Genomic DNA, 21,247 nt, shown 5'->3' with positions numbered 1-21,247 from the left:
TATCCAGAATCAGGTCAGGACACTACGCGTGCGATTATTTGCTCAATTAAGCTGGTATTTCCGTCGGGAATGGCGTCGCTATCTCGGGGCTGTTGCCTTGCTTGTCATTATCGCGATGCTGCAACTGGTTCCGCCGAAGGTGGTTGGTATTGTTGTCGATGGGGTGACAGAACAACACTTTACTACCGGGCAGATCCTGATGTGGATCGCTACCATGGTGCTGATTGCAGTCGTAGTTTATCTCCTGCGTTACGTCTGGCGCGTATTGCTGTTTGGCGCGTCTTATCAACTGGCTGTTGAACTGCGTGAAGATTATTACCGTCAGCTAAGCCGGCAGCATCCTGAGTTTTACCTGCGTCATCGCACGGGTGACCTCATGGCTCGTGCGACCAATGACGTCGATCGGGTCGTGTTTGCCGCCGGAGAAGGGGTGCTGACGCTGGTGGATTCACTGGTGATGGGCTGCGCTGTGTTGATTATGATGTCTACGCAAATTAGCTGGCAGTTGACCTTATTTGCCCTGTTGCCGATGCCAGTGATGGCGATCATGATTAAGCGCAACGGCGATGCCTTGCATGAACGCTTTAAGCTGGCACAGGCGGCGTTTTCCAGTCTTAATGACCGCACCCAGGAAAGCCTCACCAGTATCCGCATGATCAAAGCCTTTGGTCTGGAAGATCGCCAGTCGGCGTTATTTGCCGCGGATGCCGAAGATACCGGCAAAAAAAACATGCGGGTGGCGCGTATTGATGCTCGTTTCGACCCGACCATCTATATCGCGATTGGTATGGCGAACTTGCTGGCGATTGGCGGCGGTAGTTGGATGGTGGTGCAGGGCAGTTTAACGCTGGGCCAGCTCACCAGTTTTATGATGTATTTAGGTCTGATGATTTGGCCGATGCTGGCGCTGGCATGGATGTTTAACATAGTGGAGCGTGGTAGTGCTGCGTACAGCCGTATTCGCGCGATGCTGGCGGAAGCGCCGGTGGTGAACGATGGTAGCGAACCCGTGCCAGAAGGTCGTGGTGAACTGGATGTAAATATTCGCCAGTTTATGTATCCGCAGACTGACCATCCTGCGCTGGAAAACGTCAATTTCGCCCTGAAACCCGGTCAGATGCTGGGTATCTGCGGGCCGACTGGTTCCGGCAAAAGTACCCTGTTGTCGCTCATTCAGCGTCATTTCGACGTCAGCGAGGGGGATATTCGCTTTCATGATATTCCTCTGACGAAGTTACAACTCGATAGCTGGCGTAGCCGCCTGGCGGTGGTCAGCCAGACGCCATTCCTTTTTTCCGACACCGTGGCGAACAACATCGCGCTGGGTTGCCCGAATGCCACACAGCAAGAGATTGAGCATGTCGCGCGGTTAGCCAGCGTACATGACGATATTTTGCGTCTACCGCAAGGTTACGATACAGAGGTGGGCGAGCGCGGCGTGATGCTTTCTGGTGGGCAAAAACAGCGTATCTCCATTGCTCGTGCGTTATTAGTCAACGCGGAAATCCTCATCCTTGATGATGCGCTTTCGGCGGTGGACGGACGCACAGAGCACCAGATCCTGCATAACCTGCGTCAGTGGGGGCAGGGAAGAACGGTAATCATCAGTGCTCATCGCCTTTCGGCACTGACGGAAGCCAGTGAAATTATTGTGATGCAGCACGGACATATCGCCCAGCGTGGCAATCATGATGCACTGGCGCAACAAAGCGGCTGGTATCGCGATATGTATCGCTATCAACAACTGGAGGCGGCGCTCGACGACGCTCCGGAAATTCGCGAGGAGGCCATCGATGCGTAGTTTTACCCAACTGTGGCCGACTCTCAAGCGCCTGTTAGCGTACGGTTCGCCGTGGCGTAAACCGTTGGGGATTGCGGTCCTGATGATGTGGGTTGCGGCGGCGGCAGAAGTCAGCGGGCCGCTGCTTATCAGCTATTTTATCGACAATATGGTGGCGAAAAATAACCTGCCGTTGAAAGTGGTTGCCGGGCTGGCTGCGGCGTATGTTGGGCTACAACTGTTTGCCGCCGGGCTACATTACGCGCAGTCGCTGCTGTTTAATCGGGCGGCAGTAGGTGTAGTGCAACAGTTGCGTACCGACGTGATGGATGCTGCGTTACGCCAACCGTTGAGTGAGTTTGATACTCAGCCGGTCGGGCAGGTGATTTCCCGCGTTACCAATGATACTGAAGTGATCCGCGACCTCTACGTTACCGTAGTGGCAACGGTCCTGCGTAGCGCCGCCCTGGTGGGTGCGATGCTGGTGGCGATGTTTAGTCTCGACTGGCGAATGGCGCTGGTGGCGATAATGATTTTCCCGGTGGTGCTGGTGGTGATGGTGATATACCAGCGTTACAGCACGCCAATTGTCCGCCGTGTGCGCGCTTATCTGGCGGATATCAACGACGGCTTTAACGAAATCATCAACGGCATGAGCGTCATCCAGCAGTTTCGTCAGCAGGCGCGATTTGGCGAACGTATGGGCGAGGCCAGTCGTTCACACTATATGGCGAGGATGCAAACCCTGCGCCTCGACGGTTTTTTACTGCGGCCCCTGCTGAGTCTCTTTTCTTCGCTCATTCTTTGTGGCTTGTTGATGCTGTTTGGCTTCTCTGCCAGCGGCACCATTGAAGTGGGCGTGCTGTATGCGTTTATCAGCTATCTTGGGCGACTTAACGAACCCTTAATCGAACTGACCACGCAGCAGGCGATGCTGCAACAGGCTGTTGTTGCTGGTGAGCGCGTGTTTGAGCTGATGGACGGGCCACGCCAGCAATATGGCAATGATGATCGCCCGTTACAGAGCGGCACCATCGAAGTCGATAACGTGTCATTTGCTTATCGCGATGACAATCTGGTGCTAAAGAACATTAATCTCTCTGTGCCTTCGCGTAACTTTGTGGCGCTGGTCGGGCATACCGGCAGTGGCAAAAGCACCCTCGCCAGTTTATTGATGGGCTATTACCCGCTAACGGAAGGTGATATTCGCCTTGATGGTCGTCCGTTAAGTTCGCTAAGTCACAGCGCGCTGCGCCAGGGCGTGGCAATGGTGCAGCAAGATCCGGTAGTGCTGGCGGATACATTCCTCGCCAACGTGACGCTGGGACGTGATATCTCCGAAGAACGCGTCTGGCAGGCGCTGGAAACCGTGCAACTGGCGGAGCTGGCGCGCAGCATGAGTGATGGTATTTATACGCCGCTGGGCGAGCAGGGGAATAATCTTTCGGTTGGGCAGAAGCAACTACTGGCACTGGCTCGTGTGCTGGTGGAGACGCCGCAAATCCTGATTCTTGATGAGGCAACCGCCAGCATTGACTCCGGTACTGAACAGGCGATTCAACACGCACTGGCGGCGGTGCGTGAACACACTACGCTTGTGGTGATTGCTCACCGCTTATCGACCATTGTCGATGCCGACACCATTCTGGTGCTTCATCGTGGTCAGGCTGTGGAACAGGGGACTCACCAGCAACTGCTGGCCGCCCAGGGGCGCTACTGGCAGATGTATCAACTGCAACTTGCGGGCGAAGAGCTGGCAGCCAGCGTGCGTGAAGAGGAGTCATTGAGCGCCTGAATAGCGCAATATTTCATCGTTGGTGCAAAAATGTAACGCACTGTGCACTGTCATAGTGCGTTTTTGTTTTCAATCTTCTTAACTTCCTGCTCTCTTTCTCGTTTTTCATTTCTGGCACACCGCTTGCAATACCTTATTCGTGTAGCAGAACCATTACCGAATTCTGACCGGAGGGGATCTATGAAGCTGGTGACCGTGATAATCAAACCATTCAAGCTGGAAGACGTTCGTGAATCGTTATCTTCCATTGGTATTCAGGGCCTGACCGTCACCGAAGTGAAAGGTTTCGGGCGTCAGAAAGGGCATGCCGAGCTGTACCGGGGGGCGGAATACAGCGTCAACTTTCTGCCAAAAGTAAAAATTGATGTGGCGATTGCTGATGACCAACTCGATGAAGTGATCGATATCGTCAGCAAGGCGGCTTACACCGGAAAAATTGGCGACGGCAAAATCTTCGTCGCTGAATTGCAACGCGTCATTCGTATTCGTACCGGCGAAGCCGACGAAGCGGCGCTGTAATCTCTGGCACACAGCAACAGGAACGAAAAATGAAGATAGCGACGATAAAAACTGGGCTTACTTCACTGGCGATGCTGCCGGGACTGGTAATGGCTGCACCTGCGGTGGCCGATAAAGCCGACAATGCGTTTATGATGATTTGTACTGCGCTGGTGCTGTTTATGACTATTCCGGGGATTGCCCTGTTTTACGGTGGGTTAATTCGCGGCAAAAACGTGCTGTCGATGCTGACGCAGGTGACGGTGACGTTTGCACTGGTCTGTATTCTCTGGGTGGTTTACGGTTACTCGCTGGCGTTTGGTGAGGGCAACAACTTCTTTGGCAACATTAACTGGTTGATGCTGAAAAACATCGAACTGACGGCGGTGATGGGCAGCATTTATCAGTATATCCACGTGGCGTTTCAGGGATCGTTTGCCTGCATTACCGTAGGCTTGATCGTCGGGGCGCTGGCGGAACGGATCCGCTTCTCAGCTGTGCTGATTTTCGTGGTGGTGTGGCTGACGCTTTCTTACATTCCGATTGCGCATATGGTCTGGGGCGGCGGTTTGCTGGCTTCTCACGGTGCGCTGGATTTTGCGGGTGGCACGGTGGTGCACATTAACGCCGCTATTGCAGGTCTGGTGGGCGCATATCTAATTGGTAAACGCGTGGGCTTCGGCAAAGAGGCGTTTAAACCGCACAACCTGCCGATGGTCTTTACCGGCACTGCCATTCTCTATATCGGCTGGTTTGGCTTTAATGCCGGGTCAGCGGGCACGGCGAATGAAATTGCAGCACTGGCATTTGTGAATACTGTGGTCGCAACTGCGGCGGCAATTCTTGGCTGGATCTTCGGTGAATGGGCGCTGCGTGGTAAGCCTTCACTGCTGGGAGCGTGTTCAGGCGCGATTGCCGGTCTGGTCGGCGTGACGCCAGCCTGTGGCTACATTGGTGTTGGCGGCGCGTTGATTATCGGCGTAGTCGCTGGTCTGGCGGGCTTGTGGGGCGTTACCATGCTCAAACGCTTGCTGCGGGTGGATGATCCCTGTGATGTCTTCGGTGTGCACGGCGTTTGTGGCATTGTCGGCTGTATCATGACTGGGATTTTTGCCGCCAGTTCGCTGGGCGGAGTGGGCTTCGCTGAAGGTGTGACGATGGGCCATCAGTTGCTGGTACAGCTGGAAAGCATTGCCATTACGATTGTCTGGTCCGGTGTGGTGGCGTTTATTGGCTACAAACTGGCGGATCTGACGGTTGGTCTGCGTGTACCGGAAGAACAGGAGCGAGAAGGGTTGGACGTCAACAGCCACGGCGAAAATGCCTATAACGCGTAATAAGCACTGCAAAAAACAGCCGGACGGTTTTCACCTCCGGCTTTTTTTTTAATTGTGATTACGCATTACCCCTTCCTGAACGGTCGAGGCAATCAGCACGCCGTCCTGGGTATAAAACTCACCGCGCACAAAGCCGCGTGCGCTGGACGCCGAGGTGCTCTCCACGCTATACAGCAGCCATTCATTCAAATTAAACGGGCGATGGAACCACATGGAATGGTCGATGGTTGCTATCTGAATCCCTGGTTCGAGAAAACCGATGCCGTGCGGCTGTAAAGCTACCGGCAGGAAGTTAAGATCAGAAGCGTAACCGAGCAGATACTGATGAACACGCAGATCATCCGGTACGCTACCATTTGCGCGGATCCACACCTGACGATGTGGTTCTGCGACATGCCCTTTCAGTGGGTTATGAAACTCCACCGGACGGACTTCCAGCGGACGATCGCAGATGAATTTATCTTTCAGCACTGGCGGCAGCAGGTGCGCCAGCGATTGGGCGATTTGCGTTTCTGAAGGCAGGCCATCAGGTGCGGGTGCGGGTGGCATAGCTTTTTGATGTTCGAAACCCGCTTCCGGAGCCTGGAAAGAGGCTGTCATATAGAAAATCGGTTTACCGTTTTGAATAGCAGCAACCCGGCGGGCGCTGAAGCTGTTACCGTCACGCAACGTTTCGACATCATAAATAATCGGCTTCTTACTGTCGCCTGGGCGAAGAAAGTAGCTGTGAAACGAATGGACCAGCCGCTCTTCAGGGACAGTCTCTTTTGCAGCATACAAGGCCTGACCCACGACCTGGCCGCCAAACACCTGGCGTAAACCTAAATCTTCACTCTGGCCGCGAAAGAGTCCTTCCTCAATTTTTTCCAGATTTAACAATGTCAGTAAGTTTTTTAGCGCCTGACTCATATAACTCTCCAGTAACATAGCTGCCGCAGCAAGCCAAAGTGAGTTGAGTATAACGCAAATTTGCCACTGGTCCGATGGGTGCAATAGTCTGAATTACTAGCCAATTACAGGCAGAAATGCGTGATGTGTGCCACACTTGTTGACGTTACTATTTTGTTAACCACTCTTCCGGCGAGGAAAGTTAGCCCGCTGGTGCATTGATAATAAGGAGAAGTGAATGAAACTCGTGCACATGGCCAGTGGTTTAGCGGTTGCGATTGCGTTGGCGGCTTGCGCAGATAAAAGCGCGGATATTCAGACGCCAGCACCGGCTGCAAATACGTCTATTTCAGCAACACAGCAACCTGCTATCCAGCAACCGAATGTTTCCGGTACCGTCTGGATCCGTCAGAAAGTCGCACTGCCGCCTGATGCCGTGCTGACCGTGACACTTTCTGACGCATCATTAGCCGATGCACCGTCAAAAGTACTGGCGCAGAAAGCGGTGCGTACTGAAGGTAAACAGTCACCATTCAGCTTTGTTCTGCCATTTAACCCGGCAGATGTTCAGCCGAACGCGCGTATTCTGTTGAGTGCGGCGATTACCGTGAATGACAAACTGGTATTTATTACCGATACCGTTCAGCCGGTGATCAACCAGGGCGGAACTAAAGCTGACCTGACATTGGTGCCGGTGCAGCAAACCGCCGTGCCGGTTCAGGCCAGCGGTGGCGCAACGACTACCGTACCTTCGACCTCACCAACCCAGGTGAATCCGTCTTCGGCAGTTCCGGCTCCTACGCAATATTAAACGAAGTTAACCCTCTCCGCCCGGAGAGGGTTAGTAGTTCCAGCGATAACGCTGTAAGTCGATTTGTCCGCTTCCCGATACCATCACGCCTTCTGCCAGTAATGCTTGTCGCTGACGCTGTAAATCTGGTCCGGTTAGCGAAATGGTGCCGTGGCGATTAACCACCCGGTGCCAGGGCAAGGTGCTGCCTTCCGGGAGACGCTTTAACACACCACCTACCTGGCGCGCGGCGCGGGGCGATCCCGCCAATTTCGCGACATCACCGTAAGTGGTGACATAGCCTTCGGGAATAGCGGCTACGATTTGCCAGACGCGTTGGGGAAATGAATCTTCTTTTTCCATCTTTTCTTCCTGAGGTAATTTTTCAGCATAATCTGGAAAAACGCCCGAGTGAAGCAGCATTGCGCAAGAAACCAGCATCTGGCACGCAATGGGTTGCAATTAGCCGGGGCAGCAGTGATAATGCGCCTGCGCGTTGGTTCTCAACGCTCTCAATGGGGGCTCTGTTGGTTCTCCCGCAACGCTACTCTGTTTACCAGGTCAGGTCCGGAAGGAAGCAGCCAAGGCAGATGACGCGTGTGCCGGGATGTAGCTGGCAGGGCCCCCACCCATTTCTGCCTCCCCCCGTTTCGTCAAAAAATCCCAACATGGCTAAACTTTAACCACAACTGACGTCGCAAGAATTGTCTGGCTGCGCAGGACGCTTCGGAGGTATGTCTGATGAAGTATGTTGATGGTTTTGTGGTTGCCGTTCCTGCCGATAAAAAGGATGCCTATCGGGAAATGGCCGCTAAGGCCGCGCCATTGTTTAAAGAGTTTGGCGCGCTTCGTATTGTCGAATGCTGGGCCAGCGATGTACCGGATGGCAAAGTGACCGATTTTCGTATGGCGGTGAAAGCGGAAGAGAATGAAGAGGTTGTCTTTAGCTGGATTGAATACCCTTCAAAAGAGGTCCGCGACGCTGCTAATCAAAAGATGATGTCGGACCCACGGATGAAGGAGTTCGGCGAGTCCATGCCGTTTGATGGCAAGCGAATGATCTATGGCGGATTCGAGTCAATCATCGACGAATAGGTAGCGTGACGGGCTGTGCGGCGTGCCGTCAGCCCAAAAATTCACAAATGTTGCTCGGCCCAGCGTAAGAAATCCTCTTTCGGTAATGCCTTGCTGTAGAGCCAGCCCTGGCCGTAGTGCACGCCATGCTGGCGTAGCCACTCTTCTTGTTTACTGGTTTCGATTCCCTCCGCTACCATTTTCAGTTTCAGTGTTTTTGCCATTTCGATGATATGTGGCGTGACATTTTTATATTCCAGCGCATCAACGAAAGATTTATCGATCTTCAGAATGTCGACATCCAGATCCTGTAAATAGCTTAAACTTGAATACCCCGTACCAAAATCATCGAGATAAATTTCATGGCCCGCCTCCCGGTAGCGAGAAATTATCGGGGCGCTGGTTTTCGGATCGGCAAACTCGCGTTCAGTGAGTTCAAGCGCGATCTGTCTGGGATTAACCTGATAGTGATTGATCATTTCACGCAGCAATTGCGGGATTTTTTCCGAGGTGAGTACGGTGGATTCAAGATTGATCGAAATATGCTGCTGCGGATGCTGACGCAGCCAGTCGCCCATATCTTCAAAGACACTTTTTATAATCAGTAGCGTCAACGGCTCAGAAAGCCCCGTTTGCTGTGCCAGCGGAATAAAACTATCTGGTGACAACCAACTACCGTCTGTCTGCGGCCAGCGCGCCAGTGCCTCAGCACCGACAATTTTGCCATTGGCTAAGGAGACAATCGGCTGATAGTGCACGCAAATATCACGATTTTCGATAGCATCCTGCAGCCGATGATGCGGTGACTGGATACGGCGCAAAATACGCAGCACAAACATCGCTGCCAGCAGGCCAATCACCAACCCGAGCGGTAACCAAATAAAGACTTGCCGATGCCAGCCTTTCTGCAACATTTTCGTTGAAGCCCAGGTGATGATCGAAATATTCATCTCCGGGAAGGGCTGGATATCGTAAATAATTCCATTATTTTCGATATGCTCACCGGGTGTTTTTTGTAGCCTGGTAATAATTCCCTGAGCAATTTCATCGCTGCTGGTTATGACAACATTATGGGCATTGCCAATAATGGCGGCATCAATTTGCCATGAGCTATAGGGAATGACATCAATAAAGGAAGCGGGGTCGATCATGACGACATAATGTGCCGTTCCTATGGCGACCATGTAACGGATAATGCCTAAATCGTTATGCGATGTTAACCAGACACGATAACCATCTTTCGAAATTTTACCTGGCTCGGGGAAGGTATCGGGCGGGCTTTCATGCTCCAGAGACGAACACTGGGGAACGTTGTTATCGATATAAACCACTTCCTGAATATAGCGATAACTGTAAGATACCCGACGCATTTTCATGAGATGGGCTGCGCTACAGGCCGCACCTTGCCACCTTTCCAGCTCCTGCAGAGCATCTTTCCCTTGTATCGCCACCTTATTGGCCCGAATAGCGACGCGGGAGGAATAAGTATTCAGCTCTTCAATAAACGATGTTTGTACTTGCTGATGGGCCAGCCAGATGCTTAAGCCGACAGGCAGTAATACTGAAAGAATCAGTACTCCCGAAATCAGGCTGACCAGATGTCGTGTTCTCACCAGCATATCCTTATTAACACAGTGTAGGGAAAGTATATCTGATTGTGGAAAAAGGCAGGCAGGAGATAAGGAGATAGAGCTGGTATTTCATGAAGCGATGGGTGGAAACGATCGTTGTCATTTGACCAGGCGTAGAGCTTTACGCCTGGTATGTAACCCTAACTTAAGATGTTGATTCGGCGCGAGCGAGGGTAAAAATATCGTAAAAAGACAGTTCACCTTTACGGACGATCATTTTTTGCAGTTGTTCTTTATGAACATCCGCGACACGCGGAGAGTTCAAGATGGCTTCAACCAGCGCGGCAGGTACAAAGCGCGTGTTGTACCATTCGCCGTTATAGCAAACGCGGAAATCCAGCACGTCGATATCTTCATAGCGGTAGCGTGGGTAGACATCGAAAAAGAAGAAACCATTAAGCAGGATAAATAATACAACCAGTAGCCAGACAGAACCTGACAGCGTTTCGGACTGCAACATCACCGCCAGGGTGGCAAAAAAAGCAACGTACATACCAATAAACAGCCCCGGATGTTTACGGATAAAACTGATACTAAAGCGGGGTTTGTTGTCGCGTTTTTCGCGGGTATTCAGAGACTCAATCGTTTCGGTCAGCAGGCGTTGTATTTCGGTCATCGTTTGCCTTCGTGGTATCTGCAACTTTCCAGGGAACACCCTATTTTAACGTGGGAATAGTAGAGGGAAAGTAACAGATTTGCCACGATTTTGCATAACAGTTGCGAAAAACAGGTTACAATTTTTTAATGATTCTGGCTGGATTACCGCCCACGACAACATTGTCCGGGACATCTTTTGTGACAACTGCACCTGAGGCTACCACGACGTTATCACCAATGGTCACACCAGGGTTAATGACTGCGCGTCCACCAATCCAGACGTTATTACTGATGGTGACGGGTTTCCCCAGTTCAACACCGCTATTACGTGCTACAGGGTCGATGGGATGTGTTGCCGTGTAGATATGAACACCTGGCGCTAACATACAGTTATCACCGATGCGAATAGGGCAAACATCAAGCATCACGCAATCGAAGTTGGCGAAAAAATTATTGCCGAGAAAAATGTTATAGCCATAGTCACAGCGAAACGTTGGCTCAATATAAGCCTCTGTCACCTGACCGAATAATTCAGCGAGAATTTGCTGGCGTAATGTGTGCTCTTCCGCCAGGGAGTGATTGTATCGGTGAATAAGCTGACGAGCGCGCAGGCGATCGCGAGATAACGTCTCATCTGCCGAGCGATACAACTCACCAGCAATCATCTTTTCTTTTTCTGTGCTCATTACTGACCTCCGGTTGCTGAAAATGCGGCAACACAGTAAGACGAAAAGTCAGTGAAGAGAACGTTCCCATTACGTCTGTGTGATGAAGATCACATAGGGTGCGCCTTCATGGCGATAAAGTATAAAATTCTTAATAAACAGCTGGTTATAGCTCCGAAAGCCAATTATTTATTAGCGAATAAATTTCCATACTGAGGAAGGGATCTTGTCGTACAGTTTATTCATAGTCAATTCGGCGAGGCGGTGATCTGCGGCTGAGTAAAATACCGCCAGTTCATTATCTGATAATTCGTATTTATTTTTCTCGATAACACGCTCCAGCGTGTCAATTGTCTGGCAACGACGTAAACGCATTAAATAATCGGTTTTGGTTAAAGGTTTTTCGGACATACTTCTACCCATGGTTGTAATAATTCTAACAAGATAAACTCGCAGGATTCTCTTTCGTCGCATTGACAAAACAACGGAATAGTCGATTACCTGACTTCCGCCATTTTTGAAGATCCTGCATATTAATACCATAACTACTGAACAACATAAAGGTGTCATCCAGATATTCGTCGATCTGCTCAATGAGCTTATTGTCTTCATTATACTTAATTTTGTAATTAAGTGCGAAGGTCGCAATATGCTCAATCAGTTCATTCAACTGGAGGTTGATCGCCGAGGTTGGGTCGTTAACCCAGCCATGGTTGCTTTCTTCAAGGTTTGCAAGGCAATCATGATACAGGGTTTCACAGAGAAACTTAAGCTGTGCGATATCATGTCTTTTGGGTGAGTATTCATCCATAACGCGTCCCCTTCTTAGCGGTTGAACTAACGGACACCTTTCGGGATGGAAAAAACTTACTGACCTGGACTTGCCCTCTCGTTTGTTAGCTTAACTATAAGCCACTCTTTGCCGGTTTTCATCGCATTATTACGAAAAATTACAAATAGGAAGGAAGCTGGATAGGACTCACTTTTTCATACTAGCACCAACCCGCTGCAGGTAAAAGCAGTTTGCTCGAACTGTTCATAACATTTCAAGATTATCGCCAGATGAAATTGGTCACACTAATACCAGGAATGCTCTGAATATGTCGTAATAACCGATGAATGAATAAAGAATTACCGCAAATAATTAAGAAAAGCCTCTAAATGATTATGGATTATTAAATCTATTAGCCCTGCTTAATATAAATTAACTAACAATCAGTATTTTTTATGAATTTTATGCGAAGTTAATACTGGTTTTCATATGAGATTCTGAGTTGATTGTTCAGTTCCCCATTCAACTCGTAGGTTATGCATCTAAAAAAGGCCGCTTGCGCGGCCTTAGTGATTACACGTTGTATCAATGATGATCGACAGTATGGCTGTGCTCGATATCTTCATTCTTGCGGCTAAAGCGGCGGCGAACCACCACAAAGAATACCGGAACAAAGAAGATTGCCAGTACCGTTGCGGTCACCATCCCGCCCATTACACCGGTACCTACTGCGTTCTGCGCGCCGGAACCAGCACCAGTACTGATAACCAGCGGCATAACGCCGAGGATAAACGCCAGCGAGGTCATCAGGATCGGACGTAAACGCATCCGCACCGCATCAAGCGTCGCTTCAATCAGACCTTTACCTTCTTTATCCATCAAGTCTTTGGCGAATTCGACGATAAGTATCGCGTTCTTCGCCGACAACCCAATGGTTGTGAGCAGGCCTACCTGGAAGTACACGTCATTGGTCAGGCCACGGAAGGTGGCTGCCAGCAAGGCACCGATAACCCCCAGCGGAACGACCAGCATAACGGAGAACGGAATCGACCAGCTCTCGTACAGCGCCGCCAGACACAGGAACACGACAATCAACGAAATCGCGTACAGTGAAGGTGCCTGGTTGCCGGAGAGACGTTCCTGATAGGACATCCCCGTCCAGTCATAGCCAACACCGGTAGGCAGTTTACTCGCCAGTTGTTCCATCAGCTCCATTGCTTCACCGGTACTTTTACCCGGTGCCGCCTGGCCTAAGATTTCCATAGACGGCAGGCCGTTGTAACGTTCCAGACGCGGCGAACCGTACTCCCAACGAGAAGAGGAGAACGCCGAGAACGGCACCATCTGACCATCAGCAGCACGAACATACCAGTCGCCGATATCATCCGGCAGCATACGGTATTTCGCTTCTGACATGACGTAAACTTTCTTCACACGACCGCGGTCGATAAAGTCGTTCACATAGCTACCGCCCCATGCAGCGCCCAGAGTGGTGTTAATGTCGTTGATAGAAACACCCAGCGCCTGCGCTTTTTCCTGGTCGATATCAATCTTAAACTGCGGGGTATCTTCCAGACCGTTTGGACGTACGCTGGTCAACATATCAGGGTGCTTCGCTGCTTCTGCAAGCAGCTGGTTACGCGCCTGAGTCAGTTTTTCGTGACCAAGGCCAGCCTGGTCAATCAGCTCAAAGTCAAAGCCGGTTGCAGTACCCAGTTCCACGATTGCGGGCAGGTTAAAGGCGAAAACCATCGCATCTTTGATTTGCGAGAAAGCGCGTGTTGCACGCATGGTAATCGCTTCAACTTTGTTTTCTTCGCCCGGACGATCGGCCCAGTCCTTCAAGGAAACGAACGCAATACCGGTATTCTGACCACGTCCCGCAAAGCCGAAGCCGTTAACGGCGAACACCGACTCAACGTTGTTCTTTTCTTTGGTCAGATAGTAATTCGTTACCTCATTGAGCACTTTCTGCGTACGTTCCTGCGTTGCACCTGCTGGCAGCTGAACCATGGTCATAAATACGCCCTGGTCCTCATCTGGCAAGAAGGAGCTTGGCAGACGCACAAACAGATAGGCCATGCCGACCACGATGATTAGATACAGCACCAGGTAACGCCCCGTACTGCGCAGAATACCGCCTACGCTGTCGGTGTAGTGGTGCGTGCTCTTCTCGAACATGCGGTTAAACCAGCCGAAGAAGCCTTTTTTACCTTCTCCGTGATCGCCTTTGGCAATCGGTTTCAGCATGGTGGCACAAAGAGCCGGAGTCAGAATCAACGCCACCAGTACCGACAGCGCCATTGCTGAAACAATGGTAATAGAGAACTGACGATAGATAGCACCAGTAGAACCGCCAAAGAAGGCCATCGGTACGAATACCGCCGACAGTACCATCGCGATACCGACCAGAGCGCCCTGAATCTGCCCCATCGACTTACGGGTGGCTTCTTTTGGCGGCAAACCTTCTTCCGCCATCACACGCTCAACGTTTTCTACCACAACGATGGCGTCATCCACCAACAGGCCGATGGCGAGCACCATCCCGAACATTGTTAGCGTGTTTATCGAGAAGCCAAAGGCGGCAAGGACGGCAAAGGTCCCCAGCAATACCACCGGTACGGCAATGGTCGGAATCAACGTCGCGCGGAAGTTCTGCAAGAACAGATACATAACCAGGAAAACGAGGATGATCGCTTCGACCAGCGTTTTAACCACTTCGTGAATAGAGATTTTCACGAACGGCGTGGTGTCGTACGGGTAAACAATTTTCAGACCTGACGGGAAGAACGGTTCCATCTTCGCCAGTTCAGCACGGATTGCCGCAGCGGTATCCAGCGCGTTCGCGCCGGTTGCCAGCTTGATCCCCAGACCGGAAGCCGGTTGGCCGTTAAACTCTGCGATGATGTCGTAGTTCTCACCACCCAGCTCAATTTTCGCCACATCACGCAGCAGCACGCGGGAACCATCCTGATTCACTTTCAGCAGGATTTTGCCGAACTCTTCAGTAGAGGTCAGACGCGTCTGAGCAATAATAGAGGCGTTAAGCTGTTGGCCTTTCACCGGCGGCGTACCACCGAGCTGACCCGCCGCAACCTGGGCGTTCTGCGCTTTGATGGCGGTAATGACATCAACCGGCGTTAGCTGGTATTTGTTCAGTTCATTCGGGTTCATCCAGATACGCATCGCGTACTGAGAACCGAACAGCTGAACGTCACCCACGCCCGACGTACGGCTGATGGCGTCTTTCATATTCGCCGCCACGTAGTCGGAGATATCCTCCTGCGTCATGGTGCCATCGGTGTTGATAACGCCGACAACCATCAGGAAGCTACTGGACGATTTCTCAACGCTCACCCCTTGCTGCTGTACTTCTTGCGGCAGCAACGGCATTGCCAGCTGCAGTTTGTTCTGCACCTGAACCTGCGCGATATCCGCATCAGTACCAGACTCAAAGGTCAGGGTGATCTGCACGGTACCCGTGGAGTCACTGTTAGAGGACATGTACATCAGGTTATCGATACCATTCATATTCTGTTCGATAACCTGTGTCACCGTGTCCTGCACTGTTTTCGCATCAGCGCCGGGGTAGGAGGCGGAGATCGTTACTGCCGGCGGAGCAATCGTAGGATATTGCGCCACCGGCAGTTTGAGGATCGCCAGCCCCCCTGCCAACATGATGATGATGGCGATCACCCACGCAAAAATCGGGCGATCGATAAAGAAATTAGGCATGTCTTAACGGCTCCTGTTTAAGTTAAGACTTGGACTGTTCAGGCTGAGTACCGCTTGCGGCTTGCTGGTTATTATCAGCGGTAACTTCTTGTGCTTTTACCTGGACACCAGGACGCACTTTCTGCAGCCCACTTATTACTACGCGATCGCCTGCTTTCAGACCTTCTGTCACCAGCCACTTATCGCCAATAGCCTGGCTTGCAACGATCGGACGGGTTTCCACTTTGTCATCCGCGCCTACCACCAGTACGGTAGCATCGCCACGCGGCGTACGGGTTACACCCTGTTGCGGGACTAAAATGGCGTTTGGATTAAGCCCTTCTTCCAGACGTGCGCGCACGAACATACCCGGCAGCAGAGTGTGATCCGGGTTCGGGAAGATAGCGCGTAGGGTGATAGACCCGGTGGTCTGATCGACAGTAACGTCAGAGAACTCCAGCGTACCGTCCTGTGGGAACTTAATGCCGTCACTGGTGATCAGCGACACTTTGGCTTTGCCGTTCTCTTGTTTCAGCGTGCCATTTGCCAGTTCTTGTTTCAGGCGCAGGAAGTCGTTGCTGGACTGAGTCACATCAACGTAGATCGGATCAAGTTGCTGCACGGTTGCCAGCGCCGTCGCCTGACCGTTCTGTACCAGGGCACCTTCCGTCACGTTTGACTTACCAATGCGGCCGCTAATTGGAGAGGTGACTTTGGTGTAAGCCAGATTGATACGCGCAGTTTCAACGGCAGCTTTCGCCGCAGTTACCGCGGCATTCGCCTGTTGCGCATCAGCCAGAGCCTGATCGTACTCTTGCTTACTGATGTACTGCGTACCCAGCAGTTTCTGATAACGATTCACCGTCAATTGCGCGATATTGGCTGCAGCCTGGGCTTTCGCTAAATCGCCTTTCGCACTGTCGTATGTCGCCTGATAGGTCGCAGGATCAATCTGATAGAGAGAGACACCTGCTTCGATGTCGCTACCTTCTTTGAAATTACGCTTCAGGATAATCCCGCTAACTTGAGGACGAACTTCTGCGATCCGGTAGGCACTGGTGCGACCCGGAAGCTCGGTTGTGATCTGCAGAGGTTCAGTTTTGACTGTAACTACGCCAACGGCGGGCATCTGCTGGCCACCTTGTTGGGCCTGTTTGTCGTCACATCCTGTTAGGGCTAAGCTGCCTGAGAGCATCAGAACGACCGCCAGAGGCGTAAACCCTCTGTTTTTGTTCATATGTAAACCTCGAGTGTCCGATTTCAAATTGGTCAATGGTCAAAAGTTAATAAACCCATTGCTGCGTTTATATTATCGTCGTGCTATGGTACATACATTCACAAATGTATGTAAATCTAACGCCTGTAAATTCACGAACATATGGCACGAAAAACCAAACAAGAAGCGCAGGAAACGCGCCAACACATCCTCGATGTGGCTCTACGTCTTTTCTCACAGCAGGGGGTATCATCCACCTCGCTGGGCGAGATTGCAAAAGCAGCTGGCGTTACGCGCGGTGCAATCTACTGGCATTTTAAAGACAAGTCGGATTTGTTCAGTGAGATCTGGGAACTGTCAGAATCCAATATTGGTGAACTAGAGCTTGAGTATCAGGCAAAATTCCCTGGCGATCCACTCTCAGTATTAAGAGAGATATTAATTCATGTTCTTGAATCCACGGTGACAGAAGAACGGCGTCGATTATTGATGGAGATTATATTCCACAAATGCGAATTTGTCGGAGAAATGGCTGTTGTGCAACAGGCACAACGTAATCTCTGTCTGGAAAGTTATGACCGTATAGAACAAACGTTAAAACATTGTATTGAAGCGAAAATGTTGCCTGCGGATTTAATGACGCGTCGCGCAGCAATTATTATGCGCGGCTATATTTCCGGCCTGATGGAAAACTGGCTCTTTGCCCCGCAATCTTTTGATCTTAAAAAAGAAGCCCGCGATTACGTCGCCATCTTACTGGAGATGTATCTCCTGTGCCCCACGCTTCGTAATCCTGCCACTAACGAATAACCCTGAATCTGACTCCAGGATTTTTCCTGGACATTTTCGTCGTTGCTATTCTGGTTCACTGCGTCGTGATATTCTTGCGGTTTGACTTTTTCAGGTCGTTCTTCAGGTTCAGAAACCTTCATTCATCATGACTATGTTCCAGTATTACAAACGATCACGGCATTTTGTTTTTTCAGCATTTATTGCTTTTGTTTTTGTCTTGTTATGCCAGAACACGGCGTTTGCGCGGGCGCCATCGAATGGTGATCTGCCGACAAAAGCGGACCTGCAGGCACAACTTGACTCACTGAATAAACAAAAAGATCTTTCTGCTCAGGACAAACTGGTGCAGCAGGATCTGACAGATACATTAGCCACCCTCGATAAAATCGATCGCATAAAAGAAGAGACAGTTCAGCTACGGCAAAAAGTCGCTGAAGCGCCGGAAAAAATGCGTCAGGCGACCGCGGCGTTAACAGCACTTAGCGATGTCGATAACGACGAAGAAACGCGCAAAATTCTAAGCACGCTTTCGTTGCGCCAGCTGGAAACTCGCGTTGCCCAGGCGCTGGACGATTTGCAAAACGCACAAAACGATCTGGCGTCTTATAACAGCCAGCTGGTTTCGTTACAGACGCAGCCCGAACGCGTGCAAAATGCGATGTATAACGCTTCGCAGCAGCTGCAACAAATTCGCAGCCGCCTGGATGGCACTGATGTTGGCGATACTGCCTTACGTCCCAGCCAGAAAGTGTTGATGCAGGCCCAGCAGGTTTTGCTGAATGCTGAGATTGACCAGCAGCGAAAAAGCCTGGAAGGGAACACCGTCTTACAGGATACCTTGCAAAAGCAGCGTGATTACGTGACGGCGAACAGCGCCCGTCTGGAGCACCAGTTGCAGCTGTTGCAAGAAGCAGTAAACAGCAAGCGCCTGACCTTAACCGAAAAAACGGCGCAGGAAGCCGTCTCTCCGGATGAAGCTGCACGTATTCAGGCTAATCCTCTGGTGAAACAGGAACTGGAAATTAACCAGCAGTTGAGTCAGCGTCTGATTACCGCGACTGAAAACGGTAATCAGCTAATGCAGCAAAACATTAAAGTCAAAAACTGGCTTGAGCGGGCGCTGCAATCGGAACGAAATATTAAGGAGCAGATTGCCGTCCTGAAGGGCAGTCTGCTGTTGTCTCGTATCCTTTACCAGCAACAACAAACGCTGCCCTCGGCGGATGAACTGGAAAACATGACCAACCGCATCGCGGATTTGCGTCTCGAACAGTTTGAAGTCAACCAGCAGCGTGATGCGCTCTTCCAGAGTGATGCGTTCGTTAACAAGCTGGAAGAAGGCCACGCCAACGAAGTTAACAGTGAAGTTCATGACGCATTACTCCAGGTTGTGGATATGCGTCGCGAACTGCTGGATCAGCTTAATAAACAGTTGGGTAACCAGTTGATGATGGCCATTAACCTGCAAATCAACCAGCAGCAGTTAATGAGCGTGTCGAAAAACCTGAAATCAATCCTGACTCAGCAAATCTTTTGGGTAAACAGTAACCGTCCAATGGACTGGGACTGGATCAAAGCGTTCCCACAAACGCTGAAAGATGAATTTAAGTCGATGAAGATCACGGTAAACTGGGAAAAAGCCTGGCCTGCCGTCTTTATCGCTTTCCTCGCTGGTTTGCCACTGCTATTAATTGCCGGGCTGATCCACTGGCGTCTGGGCTGGCTGAAAGCGTATCAACAAAAACTGGCTTCCGCTGTGGGTTCCCTGCGTAACGACAGCCAGCTCAACACACCAAAAGCGATCCTTATCGACCTGATCCGCGCGCTGCCGGTATGTCTGATTATTCTTGCGGTTGGTCTGATTCTGCTAACCATGCAGCTCAACATCAGCGAACTGCTGTGGTCGTTCTGTAAAAAACTGGCGATCTTCTGGCTGGTGTTTGGCCTGTGCTGGAAAGTGCTGGAGAAAAACGGTGTTGCCGTACGTCACTTTGGCATGCCGGAACAGCAGACCAGCCACTGGCGTCGGCAGATTGTCCGCATCAGTCTCGCGTTGCTGCCAATTCATTTCTGGTCTGTGGTGGCAGAACTTTCCCCGCTGCATCTGATGGATGATGTGCTGGGGCAGGCGATGATTTTCTTCAACCTGCTGCTGATTGCCTTCCTGGTATGGCCAATGTGCCGCGAAAGCTGGCGTGATAAAGAGTCGCACACCATGCGACTTGTCACCATTACCATACTGTCGATAATCCCAATTGCGTTGATGGTGCTGACCGCCACGGGTTATTTCTACACCACACTGCGCCTCTCCGGACGTTGGATTGAAACCGTGTATCTGGTGATTATCTGGAACCTGCTGTACCAGACGGTATTGCGCGGCTTAAGCGTAGCGGCGCGGCGTATCGCCTGGCGTCGTGCGCTCGCGCGTCGACAGAATCTGGTGAAAGAGGGCGCAGAAGGTGCCGAACCGCCGGAAGAACCAACCATTGCACTGGAGCAGGTTAACCAACAGACGCTGCGTATTACTATGTTGCTGATGTTTGCGCTGTTCGGTGTCATGTTCTGGGCAATTTGGTCAGATTTGATCACCGTGTTCAGCTATCTCGACAGCATCACGCTCTGGCATTACAACGGCACTGAAGCTGGCGCTGCGGTGGTGAAAAACGTCACCATGGGCAGTCTGTTGTTTGCGATTATCGCCTCAATGGTAGCCTGGGCGTTGATTCGCAACCTGCCTGGTTTGCTGGAAGTATTGGTGCTCTCGCGACTGAATATGCGCCAGGGCGCGTCGTATGCCATTACTACCATCCTTAACTACATCATCATTGCCGTTGGTGCGATGACGGTGTTCGGATCGCTGGGCGTCTCGTGGGATAAACTCCAGTGGCTGGCGGCGGCATTATCCGTAGGTCTTGGTTTTGGTTTACAAGAGATCTTCGGTAACTTCGTCTCCGGTTTGATTATCCTGTTCGAACGTCCGGTGCGCATTGGCGACACGGTAACCATTGGTACCTACTCTGGGACGGTCAGTAAGATCCGTATTCGTGCGACAACGATTACCGATTTCGATCGCAAAGAAGTGATCATCCCGAACAAAGCGTTTGTTACCGAGCGTCTGATCAACTGGTCGTTAACCGACACCACCACGCGTCTGGTGATCCGCCTGGGCGTGGCCTATGGCTCCGATCTGGAAAAAGTGCGTAAAGTGTTGCTGAAGGCGGCGACTGAGCACCCAAGGGTGATGCACGAACCCATGCCGGAAGTCTTCTTTACGGCGTTTGGTGCCAGCACGTTGGATCACGAGCTGCGCCTGTACGTGCGTGAACTGCGTGACCGCAGTCGTACTGTCGATGAGCTGAACCGTACTATTGATCAGCTGTGCCGTGAAAACGACATCAACATTGCCTTTAACCAGCTTGAAGTGCATCTGCACAACGAGAAGGGCGATGAGGTGACGGAAGTCAAACGCGAGTACAAAGGCGACGATCCGACACCAGCGGTAGGGTAATAACCAAAGGGGGTGACATTTAGTTGCCCCGAGATTACTGACAAAGTGCGCGTTGTTCATGCCGGATGCGGCGTGACCGCCTTATCCGGCCTACGAAATCGCAAGAATTCAATATATTGCAGGAGCGGTGTAGGCCTGATAAGCGTAGCGCATCAGGCAGTTTTGCGTTTGCCCGCAATCTTAGGGGACA

At 51.2% G+C, this 21,247-nt stretch carries 17 protein-coding genes and 1 other RNA gene; 9 read left to right on the top strand and 9 right to left on the bottom strand.

Annotation, left to right across the window (positions count from 1 at the left end):
• The first annotated feature begins 28 nt into the window (after nucleotides 1-28).
• From mdlA to amtB, 4 genes are all read left to right on the top strand, one after another.
• The gene (gene mdlA / locus AABJ99_RS17505) at nucleotides 29-1,801 is read left to right on the top strand and encodes a SmdA family multidrug ABC transporter permease/ATP-binding protein (protein ID WP_001235619.1); all 1,773 of its coding nucleotides are present in this window, start codon (nucleotides 29-31) and stop codon (nucleotides 1,799-1,801) included.
• A complete protein-coding gene (mdlB, locus tag AABJ99_RS17500) occupies nucleotides 1,794-3,575 on the top strand; it encodes a SmdB family multidrug efflux ABC transporter permease/ATP-binding protein (RefSeq protein WP_039020787.1) in 1,782 nt (593 codons plus the stop codon). Before mdlA ends, mdlB begins: the two co-directional genes overlap by 8 nt.
• Before the next feature lie 180 nt (nucleotides 3,576-3,755).
• Entirely contained in the window at nucleotides 3,756-4,094 is a 339-nt protein-coding gene (gene glnK, locus AABJ99_RS17495) for a P-II family nitrogen regulator (protein WP_039020786.1), read from the top strand.
• A 29-nt stretch (nucleotides 4,095-4,123) separates the two neighbouring features.
• On the top strand, nucleotides 4,124-5,410 hold the full coding sequence (gene amtB / locus AABJ99_RS17490; protein WP_039020785.1) for an ammonium transporter AmtB: 1,287 nt from the start codon (nucleotides 4,124-4,126) through the stop codon (nucleotides 5,408-5,410).
• Between the two features lie 48 nt (nucleotides 5,411-5,458).
• Here the strand turns inward: amtB and tesB are convergent, their stop codons facing one another.
• Nucleotides 5,459-6,319: an acyl-CoA thioesterase II gene (gene tesB, locus AABJ99_RS17485; protein WP_032302580.1), complete on the bottom strand. Its 861-nt coding sequence runs from the start codon at nucleotides 6,317-6,319 to the stop codon at nucleotides 5,459-5,461.
• Nucleotides 6,320-6,536: 217 nt separating this feature from the next.
• Between tesB and ybaY the strand changes: the two genes are divergently transcribed.
• Nucleotides 6,537-7,109 carry a YbaY family lipoprotein gene (gene ybaY / locus AABJ99_RS17480; protein ID WP_000779831.1) on the top strand — a complete coding sequence of 191 codons (573 nt, stop codon included), beginning with the start codon at nucleotides 6,537-6,539 and terminating at the stop codon, nucleotides 7,107-7,109.
• Nucleotides 7,110-7,139: 30 nt separating this feature from the next.
• Here the strand turns inward: ybaY and AABJ99_RS17475 are convergent, their stop codons facing one another.
• On the bottom strand, nucleotides 7,140-7,451 hold the full coding sequence (locus AABJ99_RS17475; RefSeq protein WP_000409911.1) for an MGMT family protein: 312 nt from the start codon (nucleotides 7,449-7,451) through the stop codon (nucleotides 7,140-7,142).
• Nucleotides 7,452-7,613: 162 nt separating this feature from the next.
• On the opposite strand from AABJ99_RS17475, the gene ffs reads away from it, so the two are divergent.
• Nucleotides 7,614-7,710, top strand: an RNA gene (gene ffs, locus AABJ99_RS17470) — signal recognition particle sRNA small type.
• Between the two features lie 119 nt (nucleotides 7,711-7,829).
• Nucleotides 7,830-8,183 carry a DUF1428 domain-containing protein gene (ybaA, locus tag AABJ99_RS17465; RefSeq protein ID WP_000878140.1) on the top strand — a complete coding sequence of 118 codons (354 nt, stop codon included), beginning with the start codon at nucleotides 7,830-7,832 and terminating at the stop codon, nucleotides 8,181-8,183.
• 41 nt (nucleotides 8,184-8,224) lie between these two features.
• On the opposite strand, the gene pdeB is transcribed toward ybaA, so the two are convergent.
• The 7 genes from pdeB to acrA all read right to left on the bottom strand — a co-directional run bounded on the left by pdeB (nucleotide 8,225) and on the right by acrA (nucleotide 16,778).
• Nucleotides 8,225-9,775, bottom strand: a complete 1,551-nt coding sequence (gene pdeB / locus AABJ99_RS17460; RefSeq protein ID WP_039020800.1) for a cyclic-guanylate-specific phosphodiesterase PdeB — start codon at nucleotides 9,773-9,775, stop codon at nucleotides 8,225-8,227.
• Nucleotides 9,776-9,938: 163 nt separating this feature from the next.
• Nucleotides 9,939-10,409: a YlaC family protein gene (gene ylaC / locus AABJ99_RS17455; RefSeq protein WP_000136192.1), complete on the bottom strand. Its 471-nt coding sequence runs from the start codon at nucleotides 10,407-10,409 to the stop codon at nucleotides 9,939-9,941.
• Nucleotides 10,410-10,524: 115 nt separating this feature from the next.
• The gene (gene maa, locus AABJ99_RS17450) at nucleotides 10,525-11,076 is read right to left on the bottom strand and encodes a maltose O-acetyltransferase (RefSeq protein ID WP_039020784.1); all 552 of its coding nucleotides are present in this window, start codon (nucleotides 11,074-11,076) and stop codon (nucleotides 10,525-10,527) included.
• Between the two features lie 171 nt (nucleotides 11,077-11,247).
• Nucleotides 11,248-11,466, bottom strand: coding sequence for an HHA domain-containing protein (gene hha / locus AABJ99_RS17445; RefSeq protein ID WP_001291435.1), 219 nt, complete (start codon nucleotides 11,464-11,466; stop codon nucleotides 11,248-11,250).
• A gap of 25 nt (nucleotides 11,467-11,491) precedes the next feature.
• Nucleotides 11,492-11,866 (bottom strand): Hha toxicity modulator TomB, encoded by a 375-nt coding sequence (gene tomB / locus AABJ99_RS17440; protein ID WP_000344800.1) that lies wholly within the window; start codon nucleotides 11,864-11,866, stop codon nucleotides 11,492-11,494.
• A gap of 546 nt (nucleotides 11,867-12,412) precedes the next feature.
• Nucleotides 12,413-15,562 (bottom strand): efflux RND transporter permease AcrB, encoded by a 3,150-nt coding sequence (acrB, locus tag AABJ99_RS17435; RefSeq protein ID WP_001132494.1) that lies wholly within the window; start codon nucleotides 15,560-15,562, stop codon nucleotides 12,413-12,415.
• Between the two features lie 22 nt (nucleotides 15,563-15,584).
• A complete protein-coding gene (gene acrA, locus AABJ99_RS17430) occupies nucleotides 15,585-16,778 on the bottom strand; it encodes a multidrug efflux RND transporter periplasmic adaptor subunit AcrA (RefSeq protein WP_001353399.1) in 1,194 nt (397 codons plus the stop codon).
• A gap of 141 nt (nucleotides 16,779-16,919) precedes the next feature.
• Between acrA and acrR the strand changes: the two genes are divergently transcribed.
• Nucleotides 16,920-17,567, top strand: a complete 648-nt coding sequence (gene acrR / locus AABJ99_RS17425; RefSeq protein ID WP_000101737.1) for a multidrug efflux transporter transcriptional repressor AcrR — start codon at nucleotides 16,920-16,922, stop codon at nucleotides 17,565-17,567.
• Nucleotides 17,568-17,694: 127 nt separating this feature from the next.
• Complete coding sequence (gene mscK, locus AABJ99_RS17420; protein ID WP_039020783.1) at nucleotides 17,695-21,057, top strand: mechanosensitive channel MscK; 3,363 nt, start codon at nucleotides 17,695-17,697, stop codon at nucleotides 21,055-21,057.
• The last annotated feature ends 190 nt before the right edge of the window (nucleotides 21,058-21,247 follow it).

Origin of the sequence: Escherichia coli, from assembly GCF_036503815.1 — a bacterium.
Taxonomy (GTDB): Bacteria; Pseudomonadota; Gammaproteobacteria; order Enterobacterales; family Enterobacteriaceae; genus Escherichia; species Escherichia coli_F.
This window is presented reverse-complemented; position numbering and strand designations above follow the sequence as displayed.